The sequence below is a fragment of the Lysobacter sp. A421 genome, from assembly GCF_054052145.1.
Genome location: NZ_JBSVRL010000004.1, coordinates 206,779 through 227,185 on the forward strand (window position 1 = coordinate 206,779; position 20,407 = coordinate 227,185).

General features: G+C 65.8%; 16 protein-coding genes. 10 read left to right on the plus strand and 6 right to left on the minus strand.

Translation table 11 applies throughout. The features are described from left to right. Positions 1–17 precede the first annotated feature (17 nt). The 3 genes from ACW7G6_RS12350 to dsbD form a co-directional block, all read right to left on the minus strand. Complete coding sequence (locus ACW7G6_RS12350) at positions 18–461, minus strand: type II 3-dehydroquinate dehydratase (protein ID WP_456979964.1); 444 nt, start codon at positions 459–461, stop codon at positions 18–20. A gap of 144 nt (positions 462–605) precedes the next feature. After that, positions 606–1,202 (minus strand): redoxin family protein, encoded by a 597-nt coding sequence (locus tag ACW7G6_RS12355; protein ID WP_456979963.1) that lies wholly within the window; start codon positions 1,200–1,202, stop codon positions 606–608. Continuing rightward, a complete protein-coding gene (gene dsbD, locus ACW7G6_RS12360; protein WP_456998373.1) occupies positions 1,199–3,739 on the minus strand; it encodes a protein-disulfide reductase DsbD in 2,541 nt (846 codons plus the stop codon). Before dsbD ends, ACW7G6_RS12355 begins: the two co-directional genes overlap by 4 nt. A gap of 623 nt (positions 3,740–4,362) precedes the next feature. Between dsbD and groES the strand changes: the two genes are divergently transcribed. From groES to ACW7G6_RS12375, 3 genes are all read left to right on the plus strand, one after another. Further along, positions 4,363–4,650, plus strand: a complete 288-nt coding sequence (gene groES / locus ACW7G6_RS12365; RefSeq protein WP_456963359.1) for a co-chaperone GroES — start codon at positions 4,363–4,365, stop codon at positions 4,648–4,650. Positions 4,651–4,718: 68 nt separating this feature from the next. After that, on the plus strand, positions 4,719–6,368 hold the full coding sequence (gene groL / locus ACW7G6_RS12370) for a chaperonin GroEL (RefSeq protein WP_456989717.1): 1,650 nt from the start codon (positions 4,719–4,721) through the stop codon (positions 6,366–6,368). Between the two features lie 423 nt (positions 6,369–6,791). After that, positions 6,792–7,787, plus strand: coding sequence for a LysR substrate-binding domain-containing protein (locus ACW7G6_RS12375; protein ID WP_456998374.1), 996 nt, complete (start codon positions 6,792–6,794; stop codon positions 7,785–7,787). Between the two features lie 24 nt (positions 7,788–7,811). Here ACW7G6_RS12375 and ACW7G6_RS12380 read toward each other — a convergent pair whose 3' ends face one another. Further along, a complete protein-coding gene (locus tag ACW7G6_RS12380) occupies positions 7,812–8,321 on the minus strand; it encodes a hypothetical protein (protein WP_456979959.1) in 510 nt (169 codons plus the stop codon). Between the two features lie 36 nt (positions 8,322–8,357). After that, the gene (locus ACW7G6_RS12385; RefSeq protein WP_456998375.1) at positions 8,358–11,342 is read right to left on the minus strand and encodes a TonB-dependent receptor plug domain-containing protein; all 2,985 of its coding nucleotides are present in this window, start codon (positions 11,340–11,342) and stop codon (positions 8,358–8,360) included. A gap of 260 nt (positions 11,343–11,602) precedes the next feature. Here ACW7G6_RS12385 and glnE point away from each other — a divergent pair, with 260 nt between their 5' ends. Then, entirely contained in the window at positions 11,603–14,518 is a 2,916-nt protein-coding gene (glnE, locus tag ACW7G6_RS12390) for a bifunctional [glutamate--ammonia ligase]-adenylyl-L-tyrosine phosphorylase/[glutamate--ammonia-ligase] adenylyltransferase (protein ID WP_456998376.1), read from the plus strand. Positions 14,519–14,530: 12 nt separating this feature from the next. Here glnE and ACW7G6_RS12395 read toward each other — a convergent pair whose 3' ends face one another. Beyond that, positions 14,531–15,493: a mitochondrial fission ELM1 family protein gene (locus ACW7G6_RS12395; protein WP_456998377.1), complete on the minus strand. Its 963-nt coding sequence runs from the start codon at positions 15,491–15,493 to the stop codon at positions 14,531–14,533. 161 nt (positions 15,494–15,654) lie between these two features. On the opposite strand from ACW7G6_RS12395, the gene ACW7G6_RS12400 reads away from it, so the two are divergent. The 6 genes from ACW7G6_RS12400 to ACW7G6_RS12425 all read left to right on the plus strand — a co-directional run bounded on the left by ACW7G6_RS12400 (position 15,655) and on the right by ACW7G6_RS12425 (position 20,382). Continuing rightward, positions 15,655–16,254: a malonic semialdehyde reductase gene (locus ACW7G6_RS12400; RefSeq protein ID WP_456979955.1), complete on the plus strand. Its 600-nt coding sequence runs from the start codon at positions 15,655–15,657 to the stop codon at positions 16,252–16,254. A gap of 71 nt (positions 16,255–16,325) precedes the next feature. After that, complete coding sequence (locus ACW7G6_RS12405) at positions 16,326–16,913, plus strand: YceI family protein (RefSeq protein ID WP_456979954.1); 588 nt, start codon at positions 16,326–16,328, stop codon at positions 16,911–16,913. 9 nt (positions 16,914–16,922) lie between these two features. Further along, on the plus strand, positions 16,923–17,642 hold the full coding sequence (locus ACW7G6_RS12410; protein WP_456979953.1) for a pirin family protein: 720 nt from the start codon (positions 16,923–16,925) through the stop codon (positions 17,640–17,642). A 35-nt stretch (positions 17,643–17,677) separates the two neighbouring features. Next, positions 17,678–17,875, plus strand: coding sequence for a zinc-finger domain-containing protein (locus ACW7G6_RS12415; RefSeq protein WP_456979952.1), 198 nt, complete (start codon positions 17,678–17,680; stop codon positions 17,873–17,875). 7 nt (positions 17,876–17,882) lie between these two features. Then, positions 17,883–19,022 carry a glycosyltransferase gene (locus ACW7G6_RS12420; protein WP_456998378.1) on the plus strand — a complete coding sequence of 380 codons (1,140 nt, stop codon included), beginning with the start codon at positions 17,883–17,885 and terminating at the stop codon, positions 19,020–19,022. Further along, positions 19,003–20,382 (plus strand): O-antigen ligase family protein, encoded by a 1,380-nt coding sequence (locus tag ACW7G6_RS12425; RefSeq protein ID WP_456998379.1) that lies wholly within the window; start codon positions 19,003–19,005, stop codon positions 20,380–20,382. The genes ACW7G6_RS12420 and ACW7G6_RS12425 overlap by 20 nt, the downstream gene beginning before the upstream one ends. Positions 20,383–20,407 lie beyond the last annotated feature (25 nt).

The following is a 20,407-nucleotide window of genomic DNA, read 5'->3' on the forward strand; positions in this document are numbered from 1 at the left end:
GTCGGTGTGCCTGGGGTTCAGGCGGTCGCCAGCCGCAACAAGGCGGCATCGAGGGCGTAACGGTAGCTGTCGGCACCGAAGCCGGCGACCACGCCCAGTGCCAGGTCGCTGAAGTAACTGTAGGAGCGGAACGGCTCGCGGGCGTGCGGGTTGGACAAGTGAATTTCGTAAAACGGTATCCCAACGGCGGCGAGCGCATCGCGCAGGGCCACGCTGGTATGCGTGAAGGCGGCCGGGTTGAGCAGGATCAGCGTGGTGCCATCACTGCGCGCCACATGCACCCGTTCCACCAGTTCGTGCTCGGCATTGGACTGCAGGCTGTCGAGTTGATGCCCCGCGGCGACGGCGGTGGCACGCAAGCGGGAATCGATCTCGGCCAGGGTGGCACTGCCATAGATGGCCGGCTCGCGCTCGCCAAGCAAATTGAGGTTGGGACCATGCAGGAGCAGCAATTTTGCCATGTTGGGCCGGCTATCGGAAAGGTCGGCAGTGTGGCGGAGCGCGGGTCAGCTGTCCAGAAGTTCGCAGTTGTTTCGCCGAAGTTGTCGCAAATTAAGCGGCTGTTTGAAAAATGCCAAGGTTCGGGAATACCGCTGTCCCGGCGGTTATTGGCGCACCCAATGATCAATCTCGCCGGGCCGAAAGGGGCCGATCTTCTGCTTGACGAGCCGGCCCTGGCCATCCAGCAGGACCGTATACGGCAGCACGCCTCGCAGATTGCCCAGTTGCACGCCGGAATCGGCCGGTCCGGCGGCATCGATCAGGATCGGATAATTGACTGGAACCTTCTGCAAAAACGCGGCCACGGCGGCCGCTTCGTCCAGCGCGATGCCGACCACCTGGGTCCCATCCGCGGCTTGGCTGGCGGCAAAGCGGTCCAACTCCGGCATCTCCTCGATGCACGGGCCACACCAGCTGGCCCAGAAGTTGATCAACTGGGGACGGCCGAGGTGCGCCGCTGGCAATTCGATGATGCGGCCGTCCAGGTCCGGCAGCTGCAAGGTCGGTATCGTCTCGCCGCGCTTGGCGACTGCAAGCCCGGCCGGCGCGGGCGGCGCCGTGGCCGAGATCGCCTGCTGCAGGGTGCGCTGGCCGAGATCACTGCGCAGCAACGGATCGGAACCGTTGAACCACAACCCGGCAACGGCGCCCACGATGCCGGCGGCCACCGCGACCAACACGATCCGGGTGCCGGACTTCATGTTCCAGCTCCCATCGAGCTACGTGCGACTTGCGCGCGTTCGGCGAACTTGCCTGCTTTTTCGAAGCCGAACAGCCGCAGTTCGCGTTTCTCGGCACCGTCGACGTAGTACAACGTGGCCGGCGGGCCGATGATGCCGAGTGCCTTCATCAGTGCCTGGTCCGTGGAGTCGTTGGCGGTGACATCGGCCTTGAGCAGGACGAAACCATCCAGCGCTGTGTGCACTTGCGGCTCGGGGAAGGTGTATTTCTCCATCTCCTTGCAGGCCACGCACCAATCGGCATAGAAATCCAGCAGCAGCGGTTGGCCGGCGTCGTGCGCGGCAGCGACTTCGCGCTCCAGGTCGGCCACCGACTTGATGAATCGGAACGGCAGCTCGCGCGATTCCGTCGCCGTGCCCGAGGCCAGACCGTCGAGCGGACGCAGCGGGTCGCTGCTGCCGGCCAGCGAGCCGACCAGCTGGCTCGCCCCGACCACGCCGAGTGCGATGGCGGCGGTCCAGCCCAGCACTCGCAGCACGTCGCGGGCGGCGGGTCTGGTGGCCGCCAGTGCCAGCGACGCCGCCGCTGCAATCAACAGCAAGCCCCACAGCGCCAGGGTCCAGGAGTCGGGTAGCACCCGCGACAACATCCATATCGCCAGACCCAGGAACACGAAGCCGAACGCGCGCTGCACCGCGACCATCCACGGCCCGCTGGTCGGCAGTCCCTTGCCGGCGGCGACGCCGAACGCCAGTAGCGGCACGCCCATGCCCATCGCCAGCAGGAACAACGCGGCACCACCAAATACCGGGTCCTGGGTCTGGCCGATGTAGAGCACGGCCGCGGCCAGTGGCGGTGCCACGCAGGGGCCGACGATCAGCGCCGACAGCGCGCCCATCACGGCCACGCCGGCCAGTGAGCCACCGCGCTGATGGTCGGCCAGCGAGCCCAGCCGATTGCGCAGGCCCGACGGCAACTGCAACTCGTACAGGCCGAAGCTGGACAGTGCCAGTGCGACAAACAGCAGGGCGAACGTGCCCAATGCCCACGGGTTCTGGAAGGCAATCTGCACGTTCGCGCCCACCAGCCCCGCCACCACGCCGGCGACCGTGAACACCAGCGCACTGGCGAACACGTAAACGAAGGACAGCCCGAATGCGCGCCCGGCCCCCAGACCCTTGTCGTGGCCGGCGGACGCGCCGGCAATCAGTCCCGACAGGATCGGGATCATCGGCAGCACGCAAGGCGTAAATGCCAACAACAGGCCGAATCCGAAGAAGCTCAGCAGCGCCCACCAGCGGCTCGGTCCCGACAAAGCGTCGGCCAGCAGGCTGTCCTGCGCTTGCGGTAGCTGGTTGGTTGCTGGTGCACCGGCACCGTCGGTGTTGCCGGGGGAATCAAACCCATTGGCGTCCGCCGTGGCGGCCTCGGGGGTGGCTGTCCCGATCGCGGCCCTGGAGTCCTGGTCGGCACTGCTCGCTACCGGCGAATCCGGAATATCGGCGGCCACTTCGTTGACGGTAGGCGCGTCGGCAGGGGTGCTCGCCCCTTTTACCGCAGCCGTTGCGATGGCCACCGTGCCGGTCGGCAACGCCACCTCGACCGTTCGCGTCATCGGTGGATAACAGATGCCATCGTTCTGGCAACCCTGGAAGGTTGCGGTCAGCGCGACCGTGGTCGCATCCGCGCGTTGGCGTATCAGTGGCAGGGGTACGTCGATCTGGTCGAAATACACCACGACATCGCCGAAATGTTCGTCGCTGTGGTCCGTCCCGCGCGGCCATTGAGGTTTGCCCAGGCGGATGCCAGCGTCGTTTGCGGCCAACGCCAGCGTGGTGTTGTCGCGATACAGGTAATACCCGCTCGCAGGAGTGAAGCGCAGTAACAACGAGTCCCCGTCGCCGGCAATGGCCTCGAAGCCGAACGCCTGCTCGGGCGGTAGTGGCAACGGGTCGGTGCCGCTATTCGTCCAGCCGCCAAGCAACGAGCCCGATGATCGGGAGCCAGACAGCAGCGGATTGGCACTGATCGTGTTCGACAGGCCGCTCCCGGAACGCTGCGACACCACGTTTGCCGGGCCCGCGTTTGCCGGGCTCGCGGCGGATGGGTCCAGTGTCGCTGGCTGCGCCGGCAACGCTACCGTCAGCGTACGGGTCTGGGGCGGGTAGCAGATGCCCAGGTCCGCACAGCCCTGGTACTTGACCGTCAACGTCGTGCTGGCCGCCGCCGCCGTGCCCGGCAGCCTGGCGCTGAGCCGGTCACGATAGGTTTCGACCTCGCCGAAGAACTCGTCTTCGTGGGCCTGGCCCTTGGGCAGCTGCAGCGGCCTTGCCTCGAAACCGGCGTCGGTGGTCACCGAGATGCGATGGCGGTAGAGGTAGTAGCCATCGGCGATCTTCCACTGGATGGCGACCGCATCGGCGCTTCCGGCGCGTGCGCTGACCGCGAATGCCTCGTCGACCGGCAACAGGTCATCGGGATTGATCGCCGCACCTGCGGGCAATGCCAGCGCCGCCAGTACGACAAGGGCGCTGACCCATGTCGTCCACCTGCCCATGCGTCGAATGCAGCGCGGCGAAGGGTTCGGTTCAGTCATCGTCATCATTTATCTGTTCGGCGATCCACGCCAGGTACGGGGCGTGTCCGCCGACGGCTTCGACCGCGATCAACTCCAGGAGTTCTTAAGCAATAAACGATCACGACCGACATGCGGACGATTGTACTGATGCGGGCTGTCCGTGACGGCGGTGGCCTTTGCCCGCCGTCACGACCCGGGATAGTGCTCGGGCGGCAGCACCGATAGTGTTTGCCTATGGCAAAAGTGACGAAAATCGGCCAATATTGCCGCTGGCCGACAAGGAGTTGGCTTTGACGAGGGGGTCAGGTCAGGGAGGGGCGCAGGGATGCGCCGAGCTGGATGCCATTCCCGAACCAGGAGAGCGCGTTTCCCATGGGAGGCGCGCTTTTTCTTTATCGGATTAAGCCGGCTTGGAGCTTGCCGCCGCCGTGGGCAATTAATCCGCGGACGAGCCCTTGAAAGCCCTGCCGCACGCCCCATCTTCGTGTGCAGTCCCGGCTTGTCGGGCGCGCTGGCAGTTGATCCGGTATCGGTCGGGTCGGCGCGAGCGTCGAAATCCCACCGTTTTACGATTTTTTCAACCATCTACGAGGTTGCTGCAAATGAATATCAAGCCGCTGTTCGACCGCGTGGTCATCAAACGCATGGAAGAAGAAAAGATGTCCGCTGGCGGCATCGTGATCCCGGACTCCGCCACCGAGAAGCCGATCAAGGGCGAGGTTGTCGCCGTTGGCGAAGGCAAGACCCTGGACAATGGCAGCGTGCGCGCCCCGAAGGTCAAGGCCGGCGACAAGGTGCTGTTCGGCAAGTACAGCGGCACCGAGGTCAAGCTGGACGGCACCGACCTGCTGGTGGTGAAGGAAGACGACATCTTCGCGATCCTCGACTGATCCGAGTGTTGCCGGCCATATCGGCCAACTACTTTTTCCCTAATTTTAGTTTTTTGAGGTTTTAGACAATGGCTGCCAAGGAAATTCGTTTCGGCGAAGACGCGCGCTCCAAGATGTTGCGCGGTGTCAACACGCTCGCCAATGCCGTCAAGGCAACTCTGGGCCCGAAGGGCCGCAACGTCGTGCTCGACAAGAGCTATGGCGCCCCGACGATCACCAAGGACGGCGTGTCCGTCGCCAAGGAGATCGAGCTGGCCGACAAGTTCGAGAACATGGGCGCGCAGATGGTCAAGGAAGTCGCCTCGCGCACTTCCGATGATGCCGGTGACGGCACCACCACCGCGACCGTGCTGGCCCAGGCGTTCATCCGCGAGGGCATGAAGGCGGTCGCCGCCGGCATGAACCCGATGGACCTCAAGCGCGGCATCGACAAGGCCGTGACCGAGGCCGTCGCCGAGCTGAAGAAGCTTTCCAAGCCGTCCTCGACCAGCAAGGAAATCGCCCAGGTCGGTACCATCTCGGCCAACTCCGATGCCAACATCGGTGACCTGATCGCCAAGGCGATGGACAAGGTCGGCAAGGAAGGCGTGATCACCGTTGAAGACGGTTCGGGCCTGGACAACGAGCTGGACGTGGTCGAGGGCATGCAGTTCGACCGTGGCTACCTGTCGCCGTACTTCATCAACAACCAGCAGTCGATGCAGGCCGACCTGGAAGACCCGTTCATCCTGCTTTACGACAAGAAGATCTCCAACGTGCGTGACCTGCTCCCGGTCCTGGAAGGCGTGGCGAAGGCGGGCAAGCCGTTGCTGATCGTCGCCGAGGACGTGGAAGGCGAAGCGCTGGCGACTCTGGTGGTCAACACCATCCGCGGCATCGTCAAGGTCTGCGCCGTCAAGGCTCCGGGCTTCGGCGACCGTCGCAAGGCGATGCTGGAAGACATGGCCGTGCTCACCGGCGGCACCGTGATCTCCGAGGAAGTCGGCCTGCAGCTCGAGAAGGCGACCATCGCCGACCTGGGCCGTGCCAAGAAGGTGCAGATCTCCAAGGAGAACACCACCGTGATCGACGGCGCCGGCGAGACCGGTGGCATCGAGGCGCGCATCAAGCAGATCAAGGCGCAGATCGAAGAGACCTCTTCGGACTACGACCGCGAGAAGCTGCAGGAGCGCGTGGCCAAGCTGGCCGGTGGCGTGGCGGTGATCAAGGTCGGTGCCTCGACCGAGATGGAAATGAAGGAAAAGAAGGCCCGCGTCGAAGATGCCCTGCACGCCACGCGCGCTGCAGTGGAAGAAGGCGTGGTCCCGGGCGGCGGCGTCGCCCTGATCCGTGCGCTGGCCGCGATCACCGGTTTGAAGGGTGACAACGAAGACCAGAACCACGGTATCGCCATTGCCCTGCGGGCGATGGAAGCGCCGTTGCGCGAGATCGTCATCAACGCTGGTGAAGAAGCCTCGGTGATCCTCAACAAGGTCATGGAAGGCAAGGGTAGCTACGGCTACAACGCCGCCAACGGCGAGTATGGCGACATGCTCGAGTTCGGCATCCTGGACCCGACCAAAGTCACCCGCACCGCGCTGCAGAATGCCGCGTCGATCGCCGGTCTGATGATCACCACCGAAGCGATGGTGGGCGAGCTGCCGAAGAAGGACGAGCCCGCGATGGGTGGCGGCGGCGACATGGGTGGGATGGGCGGCATGGGCGGCATGGGCTTCTAAGCCTTTCCACCGGCACTGCCTGCAAGACAAGAGGCCCCGCAGCGATGTGGGGCCTTTTTGTTTCCAGACGGTCGTAATACAGAACCCGCTGGTTCTGTTTTGCACTGCAGCGTGCAACCCGACTAACAACTCCTTCACAGTTGGGCCGCATCCCGACGTGGGGGAGGGAGCAGGCCCGTTACCGGTTCGTCCGGGGCGGGCTTTTTAGTGGTTCTTCGAAAGCCGGGGAACCGCTGATCCAGTCGAGCGTGATCCAGCCAAGCGCATCGTGTCGTCGGATGCCGCGTCGTGTCCGCGAAGCAACGATGAACGGGATCGTGCCAAAGCCGTCGTCCCAGCGTTGCAGCATCTGCGGCAATGGCCTCCGTGTGGTGATGGATCATCGCTGTCTGCCGATCAAGGCGGGATGCCAGGAAGGCGCTGATGACGTTGGTCCAGTTGCACCAGTTTGTCGCGATCGTCGACTGCCGGTTGAACATTACGGCGGCTGCGTTGCGGATGCATGCAACCCAGTCCGGGCTGTCGAAGCAGCTCAGGCAGTTCGAGGACGGGTTGGGCTTCCAGTTGTTCACGCGCAGTGGCCGCAGCCTGGCGGCGTTGACGCCGGCCGGCGAGCGTGTGCTGGATCACGCCCGCAGGGTGTTGGCCGAGGCCGCCAACATCCACGCGCTGGCGGCCAACCTGCGTCGCGACGAGCAGGGCGAGCTGCGTATCGCCACGACCCACACGCAGGCGCGTTATGCCTTGCCCTACCTGTTGTCGCGATTGAAAAAGCGCTTTCCCGGTGTTGCCGTCCACCTGGCCCCGGGTGGCGATGCCGAATCGTTGGCGCGCCTGGCTCGGGGTGAGGCCGACATGGCGATCATCAGCACCGGTGGTGCGGCGCCGGAAGCCCACCTGGCGCTGCCGCTCTATCGTTGGGACCGGGCGGTGCTGGTTCCGGCAGGCCATCCGCTTGCACGGCAGCGGAGTCTTGCGGTGGCCGATCTGGCGCGGCATCCCCTGGTGAGCTACGAGTCCAGCCGCGAACCCGGCTCTTCGTTGCGTCGTGCCTTCGGTACGGTGGGCCTGGAGCCGCAGATCGCCCTGACCGCCCGCGATGGCGATCTGATCAAAACCTATGTGCGCGAAGGAGTGGGCGTCGGCATCGTGGCCGAGATGGCCGTCACGGTCGACGACCGGGATCTGGTGGCTCTGCCCGGAAACGGACTGTGGCCTTCCTGCACCACCTGGCTCCTGTTGCGGCGTGACCACTTGCTGCGCGACTACAGCCACGCGTTGATCGCAAGCCTGATGCCGCATGTCCCCGGCAACGAACTCCGGCGTGCGTTGAATGATGGCGAGGTGCCGGCGCACGAACCGCTGTATTGGCAGGCGTGGTGCAAGGCGCGGACAGCGGGCCGGACGCTCCCTTCCTGAGCGCGTCCGGCTTGCTGTACGGGGTTATTTGCGTGGCGTGGTGGTCAACGGCAAGTAGACCGAGAACGGCTCCTCGTTGGGGTCCAGTTCCACCAGACGCTCGTCCCAGTGGTCGATGGTGAGCGACCAGCGCTCCTTCTCGGCCCGGACGTAGTCCTTCAGGTTGGGGTAGAGCTTCTTGATCAGTTCGGCGCGCGAGATGTCGGCCGGCTGCTTCGTCGGGTCGCTGATGCTGATGATCGCGATATCCCAGGGCTGGCCCGGCGAGTGATTGCCGGCCGCGTAGATGGTCGAGCTGATGGTGTTGCCGTGGTCGACGCCGTATTGCACGATCGGCTTGTGGTACTGCTTGTACAGCGCCAGCCATTCATCCTGCTTGCCGGGCGGGGTCTTGTAGTAGGAGAGGCTGACCTGGTTCTTGCCGACGCCGCGGCCGTTCTGGGCCTGGGCGGATGCCTCGCCCAGGCCGAAGGTGCCGATGAAGCCCAGTACGGCGGCGATGACGAGGGTTTTTCTTGCGGTGGCGATGCTCATTTTTCCTGTTCTCTCGTGGTGGTGGTTGAGGTGGGGTTACAGCCGGACGTTGAGGCTGAGGTAGTACTGGCGCCCGTAGATGTCGTAGACGCTTGCGTTGGTGGAACCCGATGAACTCCCGACCTGTGGCGGCCCCTTGTCGGCGAGGTTGTTGATGCCTCCACGGATCGACCAGGTACCGTCGATGCGCCAGGTGCCGTACAGGTCGAAGTAGTCATGCGCGGCCACGCCCGGTGTGGTCGAGGCGGGATTTGTCACCCGCGATGCGTGCTGTTGCGAGCCGAGGTGGCGCCAACGCAAGCCGGCGGTGAACGCGCTGTCGTCGTATTCCAGGTGGCTGACGGACTTCCAGCGCGGTAGCGTGCCGATCGTTCCGGCGTAGTCGTATACGGGCCCGCCCGGTTCCAGTTGCTGTTCGAATTTCTCGACGTAGCTGACGATCGAGCCCGCGCTCAGGCGTCCGTTGGCGCGGTCGAAGCCCAAAGCGTCCAGCTTGGCGTGCCAGTCGAACTGCACGTCCACGCCCGATGTCCGGTAGCCGCCCAGGTTGAGGGTGGGCAGGCCCACGCTGGTGATCAGGCCGGTGACCGGATCGCGGGTGATCTGGCGGCAGTTGTCGTTGGCCTGCGACAAGGCGGGGTTGGAGACGCCGTCCTGGTTGAAGCAGCGCGCCAGGATCCGGGTGGCGTCGATGGTGCCGATCACGTCCTTGATCCGGATGTCGTAGTAGTCCACCGCCGCCGACAGCCCGGACCACAGTGGCCGGGAGGAGGTCGAGTTCCAGACCGCGCCGACGGTGTAGGTGTCGGCGGTTTCCGGCTTCAACAGAACATTGCCGGAGCTGGTGGCCAGCACTTCGTCCTGCAGGTTGTCGAAGGTGTCGACCAACCCGGCCGGGACACCCTGTTGCAGGCAGAGTTCACGTACCGCCGCCGCATCGGTCCCGGTGCGCGCCTGGCTCAAGGCATGGCACTGGTCGCCGGCGCCGCTGGCCATCGTCCCGATGTTGGGAATCGACACACTGGGCGCGACGAACAACTCGCCCACGCTGGGTGCGCGCACGGCGCGCTGGTAGCTGCCACGCAGCCGCAACGGCTCGTTGATGCCCCAGTTGATGTCGGCCTTGTAGGTGTTCACGCCGCCGGCATGCTGGTAGTCCGAGTAGCGCCAGCCCAGGCCGACGTCGAGGGATTCGGCGAACGTCCGTCCGCTTAGCAAGGGCAGCAGGGTCTCGGCGTAGATCTCGTGGACCCGGCTGCTGCCGGCGCTGGGCCCGGTGCGGAACACGCCGACGATGTCGCCGCGCTGCAGCAGCCGATCGGGCTGGTAGGCGTAGGCATCGTTGCGGTACCCCAGTCCGGCGGCGAAGCGCGCATCGCCAGCGGGCAGCGACAGCAGCCGGCCTTCCAGGTTGGCCTCGACCACGTCCTGCTCCAGCACCGTGTGGCTGAGGGGTGTGGCGACCAGGAAATCGCGGCAGCTGTCCGAGAGCACGCTCAGCCCGAACGGGTTGTAGCCTCCCGTGCACAGGCTCTTGCCGCCATCGGGTGCATTCAGCAGTGAGGTGAGCGCGGAAACCACCACCGCGCCGCGGTTCGCCTCCAGCAGCCGGGTTCGGCCGCGGGAGGCGTATACGTCCCAACTGCCATCGACCGCCGGCAGCGTGCCCTTCACGCCTGCCAGGAACTGGTGGACATCGAAATCGCGCTCGAAGGTTCGCGGCCCGGCTTCCGCCTGGAAGCGCTTCTCGAACCGGAAGGGTGCGTCGGGATCTGCCCGCGACGCGAGGATCGCCTGCAGGTCGGCAGAAATGAACGGGTTGCTCACCGGCACCGAAAAGGCGTCGTTGCCCGCTTCGGCGCCGACCCAGGCCGAGGTGGTGGTGTAGATGAACTGGCCGTAGGCAGTGATGTCCTCGTTGATCGAGAAACGCAGGCGGCCGAACGCGCTCTGGCGCTCCAGCGGCACCTGCAGTTGCACGAACTGGTTGAGGTTGTTGAGCTGGGTGCCGGTGTTGAACAGCAGCCCGTCCGGGCCACGGTAGTTCAGCGGGCCGTTGTTGGCGGAGAACAGGCTGCCGTCATCGTTGTAGCCCAGCACCGACTGCGCCGGCACCCGGCCCGGATCGATCCCGTAGCCGTCGAACACCGCATCCACTGCGGCCTGCGAGGGTGGATTGATGCTGGGCCGGTAGATTCCGGTAGGCAGGCGGAAGTCGCTGCCGCCCTGGGATTGGCGGAAGAACGCGCGGGACATGTAGTCCACGCCGTCGCGCTCGGTATGGGACAACGACAGCGTCGCGTTGCCGCGCCCGTCGGCGAAGTTGCCGCCCACAGTGAGCGACACGTCCCTGGTCGCGCCATCGCCGGGCTCGTAGACCGAGTACTGGCTGTCCAGTTCGACGCCTTCGAAGTGCTCGTCGAGCTTGACGTTGACCACGCCGCTGATCGCATCCGACCCGTAGGCCGCCGATGCGCCGCCGGAGATGATCTCGATGTCCCGGATCAGCGCCTTGGGGATGGTGTTGATGTCGACCACTTGCAGCGTGTCGGAAGGCTGCAAGCGGCGGCCATCCAGCAGCACCAGATTGCGGCGGGCACCCAGACCGCGGAGGTTCAAGCTGGCGCGGCCGGTCCCGCCCCAGGCCGCGTTGGTCTGGTTGGCGCCGATGCCCAGTTGCGGCAACTGGTTCAGGGCGGCTTCGATGGTGACGGTGCCGGTGTGGTTGAGCGCCTCGCGGCTGACGGTGGTGGTGGGGCTGCTGGCCTCGTAATCCGGACGCGTGATGCGTGACCCGGTGACCACCACCGCATCCAGTTGGGTCGCCAATGACGCGGTGGACGGCGCGCTGGCGATGGGCGACGAGTTGCTGACGGTGGCGTTGGATGCGTCGGGAAGGGCAGCGCTGTCGCTGCCGGGAGCTTCCTGCGCCCAGGCGGTCATCACCAGCGCTTGGCCGATCAGCAGGGTGAGAAGTGCCGGTCGCAACGCGTGACGCGTCGCTTTGGAATGGGAGTTCATCGTGAGTTCCAGCAGGTGGGGTGACGGTCGGAAGTCCCCGTGACGCGTGTTGCGGTGCGTCATGATTTCCGACGGACCGACTTTGCAGGCTGGGTTTATATCTGTCTATGCGGATGGATGTAATTTCTTATGACGTTTGCTTATGTCGATATGAGCGCCCTGCCGGCTCCGCTGCGTTGCGCCGCTCTGTCGATGTCGCGAAGGTGGCGTCTGCCGTGATGGCGCGCGGAGGTCGACCGACGGCATGCCATCATTCCGGCATGAGTCCCATATCCCTTTCTGTTGCCGAGCTCGTCCAGCCGGCCGTCGAACGTGCGTTGGCGCAGTTGCAGGCAAGCCAGGCGGCGATTGGCCGGACGTGGGACGAGCGCGCGGCGCAGCGTTGCCAGCGAGTGGCGATCGCCAGCGACTTTGCGATCGCCACCCTGGCAAAACAACCCGCGCTGCTGGCCCGGCTGTTGGCGGACGATGGCGATGTGCCGTTGCCGGTACCGGAACTGCTGGCCGACAATCGTGACCAGTGGCCCTCGTTGCTGCGGCGCTATCGCACCGCCGAGTCGACCCGGCTGATCTGGCGTGACGTGCACGGGATGGATGACGTCGATGCCACATTGGCCGGCAGCACAGCCCTGGCCGAAACCTGCCTGAGAATCGCCTTGGATGCGCTGGAACAGGAATTCTCCGTCCACCACGGGGTGGTGCGCGACACGGACGGCAGCGTGCAGCGGCTGGTCGTGTTCGCATTGGGAAAACTGGGAGGCGGCGAGTTGAACTTCAGCTCCGACGTCGACCTGGTCTATGGCTACGACCAGCCCGGCGAGGGGACGCTGGCGGCCAGTGACGGAGCGCGCGGGCTCGCGGCGGAAACCTGGTTTTCCCGCCTGGGCCAGCAATTGGCCAAGTTGCTGGACGAGGTCACCGCCGACGGTTTCTGCCACCGCGTCGACCTGCGGCTGCGCCCGTATGGCAACGCCGGACGGGTCGCGTGGTCGTTCCCGGCGATGGAACAGTACTTCCAGCGCGAGGGGCGTGACTGGGAGCGTTACGCCTGGCAGAAGGCGCGGCCCGTGGCCGGCGATATCGAGGCAGGCAGGCTCTTACTGGAAACGCTGCGCCCGTTCGTGTATCGCCGTTATCTCGATTACGGAGCGCTCGACGGCCTGCGCGCGATGAAGGCGACCATCGCCGCCGAGGTGGCGCGAAAGGAGCTGGCCGATGACATCAAGCGCGGCCCCGGCGGTATCCGCGAGGTCGAGTTCCTGGTCCAGGCACTGCAGCTGATCCGTGGCGGGCGGGAGCCGGCATTGCGCCAGCGCGCGCTGCAACCGGCGTTGGCGGCGCTGGTGGAAGCCCACCAGATAGAACCGGAGGCCGGTGCCGCATTGGCCCAGGCCTACCGGTTCCTGCGCCGGCTTGAGAACCGCCTGCAGATGCTGTGCGACCAGCAAACCCACGCGTTGCCCGACGACGCGAGCGACCGGGCCCGGATCGCGGTGGGCCTGGGCTATGCGGACTGGAATGGCTTGCATGAAGCGCTGGACGGTCACCGCGCGGTGATCAACGAGGAGTTCAACGCGCTGCTGGCGCCACGTGAACGCAAACAGGCGCCGGGCGCGCTGGCCGACTACTGGCTGGCTTTGCCCACAGCCGGCGATGCCCAGGTGTTGGCCGATGCCGGGTTTGACGATGCTGCGCAGGCGGACGGATTGCTGCGTGATTTCGCGCGTAGCCTGGGTGTGCGGGGGTTGTCGGACATTACCCGTGGGCGCCTGGACCGGGTTTTGCCCGCATTGGTCCAGGGCGCTGCGACCTCCAGCCAGCCGCTGCTTGGTCTGCGCCGGATGCTGGCACTGCTGCACAACATCCTGCGCCGTAGCGCCTACCTGGCCTTGCTGGATGAGCAGCCCGCCGCATTGGCGCGCCTGGTCGAGGTGGTCAGCCAGAGTGCGCTGCTGGCCGAGCGACTGGCGTCGTACCCACTATTGCTTGATGAGTTGTTGGATGCCCGCATTGGCGGCCCGTTGCCGGACCGCGAGGCGTTGATCGCCGCCTGTACCGCGGTCGCCAACCACGTCAACGATAGCGCCGTCGATGCGCCGGAGGCGGTGCTCAACAAGTTGAACGAAGTGCGCCAGGCGCTGAGCTTCCGCATTGCCATGGCGCATCGTGATGGCCGGCAACCCGCCGGTGCCAGCGCGGGCCAGCTGGCGTGGCTGGCCGACGGTGTCATACGGCGGGTAGTGGCATTGGCGGAGGGTGAGATCAATCGTGCCCACGGCCGCTTGCCGGGCGCCCGTTTTGCGGTGCTGGGCTACGGTTCCCTCGGCGGGGAGGAGCTGGGTTTCGGGTCCGACCTGGACCTGGTGTTCCTGTACGACATCGACACCAGCAGCGAGCCCGGCGGGCGCGATGGCGATGTCCGCGATGGTCATGGCAAGGACGTGATGTCCGATGGCAAGCGCCCGCTGGACGCGTCGCGCTGGTTTGCCAGGCTGGCGCAGAAGGTAGTCGCATTGCTCGATACCCCGTCGGTCGCCGGTCGCCTGTACGAGGTCGACGTGCGCCTGCGGCCCGACGGTGCCAAGGGACTGCTGGTGTCCAGCCTGGCGAGTTTCTCCGAGTACCAAAGCCAGCGTGCGTGGAACTGGGAGCACCAGGCGCTGGTCCGCGCACGATGCGTGACCGGCGATCCCGGCCTGTGTGCCAGCTTCGGCAAGCTTCGTCGCGACATCCTCGCGCGCCCGCGTGATCCGGCGACCGTGCGCGCCGATGTATCGAAAATGCGCGTGCGGATGCGCGCCGAGCTCGACCGCAGCGAGAGCCCCGGGTCGCCCGGCGCACGTTTTGATCTCAAGCAGGGCGAGGCCGGTCTGGTGGACCTGGAGTTCCTGTTGCAAGCGCTGGTGCTGGACCATGCCGACGGGGCGCCCGGGTTGATGCAGCCGCGCGACACGTCGGGCTTGATCGAGGCGATGCACGATGCCGCGGTGTTCGACGACCCGACCCGGGCGTCGCTCCAGGCGGCCCATGCCACGTTGCTGGCGCGCGGCCTGGAATGCAGCCTGGATCGCCGGGCGCGTCGGCTGCCACTGGACGAATCCATCCAGCTGGCGCGCAGCGCGATCCGCGCCGCGGTGCAGCGCCATGGCCTGGAATTCAATCCTGCTGGAATTTAATCCTGCCGGAATTTAATCCTGATTGAGCCGACGCTGCACTTCGGCGGCCACGCGCGCCGTCTCGCGCAGAGGGGTCACCGCAAAGGGCGCCATCGTGTCGTCGACCGGGCGCACCCGGCCCGAGCCGAGCAGGGTATCGAGGAAGCGCCGGGGCCGGCCCTTCAGTTGCTCCAGTCCGGCGACGAACACCGGCACATTGGTTGCGCATGCCTCCGACAGCATGTTGACCGAATCGGCGGTGCACACGATGCGGTCCGCGCACGCCAGCAGGCCCGGATAGGGATTGGCACCATCGCCGGGCCCGCTCCAGACCATGCCGCTGCGGCCGGCGACATGGTGACGAAGCCGGCCTGCCAACTCCGCCGGTGTCCGCCGGGAAGTCGTAACCAGCAGGCAACCGTCTTCGGCTTCCGTGCAGCGTTGCACGCGGGTGGCAATGGCCTCCAGCATCGCCGGCTCGTATCGTGCGTGCGCACTGCTCCCGCCCAGCAACAGCGCGGTCCGCGGTTGCGGCAGGGTCGCCAACGCGCTGAACCGGCGTCGCGCGGCGGCCAGCCATTGCTCATCGACCGGATGCAGGCTGCCCAGCAACGGAATCACGTTGTCGCCTTCCAACTGGTCATGCTCCGGGGCGATCACCAGATCCCAATGGCGGGTCGCGATCCGTGGATCCAGTATCTGCACGCTGCGCGACCCGAGCCGACGCAGCAACCGGGTCGCCAGTGCGGCTTGACGGCCGCAGCCGATGGCCAGCTCCGGTGGCTTGGACAAGGCTTGGGCGAAGTCCGGCCCGAATGCCCGGCGCGCCAGGATGGATCCACGTGGTGCCGTCCACCGCCAGGGTACGCGGGCGTGCAGCGTCCAGTCGCGCGCCGACCGGGACAGTGCCGCCGCCAATGCGTGGGCCTGGCGCAGGTTGCCGGAGTGACCATCGGTCAGGACCCAGGTGGATCCCTGGGGGTTCAATCGTTCCATTTTTGTACGTAATCCGTTTTAAAACGCTCAATGGCAATGCATAATCGAGACCATACACTTGTCGGGTACGCGGCAATCCCGCAGTGCGGCCACCGACCGGCGGCAATGACGGCAGGCGCCGCTTTCCCACTCAGACTTGTCCGATCCCATGGAGATCATAAATGCCCCAGACCCGACACGACGCGCTCGACCAGCCGGCACTTGACCAGTTGTTCCGCACCGCCCGCACCCACAACGAGCTGGGAGGGGAGGTCAGCGACGCGACCTTGCGCCAACTGTATGAGCTGGTGAAGTGGGGTCCGACCAGTGCCAACATGAGTCCGGCGCGTTTCGTGTTCGTGAAATCGACCGAGGCCAAGGCCAAGCTTGGCCCGGCGCTGGATGAGGGCAATCACGCCAAGACCATGGCCGCGCCGGTCACGGTGATCGTCGCCTTTGACGAGGACTTCCACGAGAAGCTGCCGTACCTGTTCCCGCATACCGACGCCAAGGGCTGGTTCGACGGCCCGCGCGAGAACCGCAGCCCGGCGGCGTTCCGCAACGGCAGCTTGCAGGGCGCCTACTTGATACTTGCCGCGCGCGCGCTGGGCCTGGACACCGGCCCGATGTCGGGTTTCGACAACGCGAAGGTCGACGAGGCATTCTTCAAGGGCACGGCGATCAAGTCCAACTTCCTGGTCAACCTTGGCCATGGCGACACCGACGCGTTGTTTCCCCGTTCGCCGCGACTGCCCTTCGATGAGGCGGCGCGGATTCTGTGAGTCGGCACGTCCTGCGCGCCGATAGCTTCAATACCCCCCCAATACCACCCGATATTTTGAGGAATTACATCATGTTCAAGCGACTGATCCTTGTTGCCGCCCTGGCCACCGCCAGCACCGCCGTCTTTGCCGCTCCTGTGACCTACCAGCTCGATCCCGCGCATACCGACGTGATCGCGCAATGGAGCCATTTCGGCTTCTCCAATCCGAGCATGCACTTCGGCCAGGCCGATGGCGTGCTGGTGTATGACGCCGACAACGTTGCCGCATCCAGCGTGCAGGTGACCCTGCCGATGTCGGGCCTGGACAGCTTCACCGCCGACTTCGACGAGCACCTGCGCAGCGCCGATTTCTTCGATATGGCGGCCTTCCCGGCGGCCACTTTCAAGAGCACCAAGGTCGAAGCCGCCGGCGAAGGCAAACTGAAGGTCACCGGTGAGCTGACCATCAAGGACATCACCAAGCCGGTGGTGCTGGATGTGACCCTCAACAAGGCCGGCGAGAACATGGGCGGGCAACAGGCGATTGGTTTTGATGCCACCACCGTGATCAAGCGCACCGATTTCGGTGTCGGCATGTACGCCCCGGCGGTCAGCGATGAGGTGCGCATCCGCATCACCACCGAGGCGTCGGTGCCCAAAATCGAAACAGCGGAGTAACCTCCGCGCATGATCATCGAACGCCCTTCCGACAGTCGTGGCCACGGGCCGGAGCAGGTGGATTGGCTGGACAGCCGGCACACCTTCTCATTCGGCAGTTATTACGACCCTGAGTGGATGGGCTTCGGTGTCCTGCGGGTCATCAACGAGGATCGCGTCGCGCCCGGTGCGGGTTTCCCGACCCATCACCACGGCAACATGGAGATCCTAAGTTACGTGTTGTCGGGCTCGCTGGCGCACCGCGACAGCAGCGGCGCCGAGGGCGTGGTCCCGGCAGGTGGCTTGCAGTGGATGGGTGCCGGCCACGGGGTGGATCACAGTGAGTACAACCACTCCTCGACCGAGCCGGTGCATTTCCTGCAGATATGGCTGCAGCCTGACCGGGTCAACGCGGCACCGGGCCACGCGTTGCGGGAAGAGACCAGCGGCGAAGGCTGGCAACTGCTGGCCTCGCCCGATGGTGCGAGTGGCAGTATCGCGATCCGCCAGGACGCTCGACTGTACAAGATCGAGCTTGAGCCAGGCCTGGCGGCGTCGCATGCGCTTGATCCCAAACGTCGCTATTGGCTGCATGTGGCCAGCGGCGAGGTGGTGGCGAATGGTCGCGAACTCGGCCCGGGGGATGCCCTGGGTTTCAGCCAGGAATCGGTGCTGTTGCAACTGGTCGGGAGCGGCGCACGGACGGCCGATGTGCTGCTGTTCGACTTGCCCGGCGCAGCTGACTGGTAAACTGGCCTTCCATTTCGCATCGGCTTGAATCCGCCATGACTGCAGTCCAGGACCACCCCACACAGGCCAACGCCGAGCGGCTTTACAACGTCACCCGGGCCGACCTGCCGTTGAGTTGCCCGTTGCCGTCCATGGCGCTGTGGAACTCGCACCCCCGGGTCTACATGCCGATCGAGGAAGAGCTGGAGACCGATTGTCCCTACTGCGGCGCGCACTTCGTCCTGGTCGACTGATCCTCCCATGCGCCCGTTGACCGTCGTCCAGCTGTTGCCGGCGCTGGAATCGGGTGGGGTCGAGTTGTCGGCGCTGGAAGTTGCCGGCGCGCTGGTAGACGCGGGCCACCGGGCGATAGTCGTCTCCGCTGGCGGGCGCCTGGTGCCGCGTTTGCAGGCGCTGGGGGCGGAACACGTGAGCCTGGATATCGGGCGGAAATCATTATCGACCCTGGGCCAGGTGCGCCCGCTGCGGGCATTGTTGAGCCGGCAGCATGTGGATATTGTCCATGTGCGTTCGCGCCTGCCGGGCTGGGTGGCCCGGCTCGCGCTGCGCCGCATGCCGCCAGACCGCCGGCCACATCTGGTCAGCACCGTGCATGGCCTCAACTCGCCGTCGCGCTACAGCCAGGTGATGACCCGGGGCGAGCGTGTCATCTGCGTCTCCGATACGGTGCGCAAGCACGTGTTGCGGCATTATCCGGGTACCGATCCGGACAGGTTGCGGGTAATCCCGCGCGGGATCGACCCGGCCCGGTTCCCGCGCGCGCCGCAACTCGATCCGGCATCGCGTGAGTGGGTGGCCAAGCAACATCCGGCATTGGCGGGCGAGGGCCCGCTGCTGTTGCTACCCGGCCGCGGTACCCGGTTGAAGGGCCACGCGGACGCACTGGCGCTATTGGCGCAGCTGCGTGGTAACGGTCTGGACGCGCGGCTGTGGTGTGCCGGCGCACGTCAGCCGGGACGGGAGGCCTACATCGCGGAACTGGAAGCAAAGGCCGTTGCGCTGGGTATCGGCGCAGCGATCGCCTTTACCGCTCCCACCGATGCCATCGCGCGTGCGTACGCGGCCAGTGACCTGGTGTTGCAGCTGTCGCGCAAGCCCGAAGCCTTCGGCCGCACCGTGATCGAAGCACTGTCGATCGGTAGGCCTGTGCTGGGTTGGGCACATGGCGGCGTTGGCGAGTTGCTGCAGCAACTGCAACCGGGGGGCGCGGTCCCGGCGTTCGATGAGCGCGAGCTGTTTCAGCGGGCCCGGTGTCAGCTTGCGCGGTCGCCGGCAACAGCCGCCGCGATGCCAGCGGTTACGATGGACGACCTGTCGCACTACACGCTGCGCGCGATGCAGCAAGCCACCTTGGCCGTCTATGCCGAACTCATTGACTGACACCCCCATCGATACGCCGTCCCAATCCGGTCGCGCCGGTCATTCCGGCCCCGCTCAAGGGCCCGTCCAGGGCTGGCGCTGGGCGCCCGCGTGGATCCTGGCCTATGTCATCTTGTGGCCCGCGCCTGGCTATGCCGAAGGGGTGCTGGTGCTGGGCGCCCTGGTCGCGATCATCAAGCTGGTAGGTTCCCGGTTCCGTGGCGGCAGCGCGTTGTTGAGCGGACATGCCTGGGCGCTGACCAGTGTGCTGTTCTTCGCCTACTGGTTGCCGGAATTGTTTTCCGCGTTCGATGCGGTCGACCCGGGACGCGCGATGCGTGAAGCCGCTGTCGATCTTCGCTACTTGCCGTTCCTGTGGCTGGTGGCGTCGGCGGTGGCCAACGAGCGCGGCCGCCGGATCACCTTTGGTGGCTTGGCAATCATCATCGGAGTCTGGACCGTGGATGCGCTGGCACAGGCGCTGACGGGTACCAGCCCGCTGTTCTTTGGGATCGACACCATCAAGCACGCCATCAGCGGTTACGGCATGTGCAGCGCGAAGGAGGTCGCGGGGCTGGATCGCCTGAGCGGCGTCCTGGGGCCATGCAACCTGAAGCTCGGCCTGGTCATCGCCAGTTTGTCGCCGTTTCTTTTGTACGCCGCCGGTCGCCGGTTCGGCACTGGTGGCTGGCTGGTCACGGCGGCAGCGGTTGGGGTGGTGGTGGTACTGGCTGGCTCGCGCGCGTCGTGGCTCACCTACGCGTTGGTACTGGTGCTCTCGGGCTGGCGCCTGCTTGGGTGGAAGAAACTCTTCGGCGTCTTCGCCTTCGGTGCGCTCATGCTGGTGGTGTTGGGGATTGCGTCACCGGATGTGCGACAGCGGGTGGTGCGGACCACCCACGTATTTGCCGCCGACCAGGAGGGCGTTGACCGTGCCTTGTCGGGACGTACCCGGATCTGGGGTGCGGCGGTGTGCATGGCCGGCCGCCATCCGGTCAACGGCGTGGGCGCCCGTGGTTTTCGCGAGGCGTTCCCGGCCTGCGACCCGCAAAGCGGCGAGGTCGCGCAATGGGGCGAGGGTCCGGCGCTGCATGCGCACCAGATCGTGCTTGAGATACTCAGCGAGACCGGTGGTCTGGGCCTGCTGTTATGGCTGGCCGGCGTCGCCTTGGCCTGGCGCGCGTGGAGCTTTGCCGATGCGGCTGCGCGCGAGCGTGCCCGGCCGGCGATGCTGGCGTTGGTGGTGACCGTGTTCCCGATCAACACCCACCTGGCGTTCTACTCGACCTTCTGGGGCGGGTTGACCCTGCTGCTGGCCGCCTTGTACGCCGGCAGCTTGCTGTCGGTGGGTGACCAGCACGATCGATCGCTACGACGCTGATTGTACGACCCTGATTGGGCTGTCG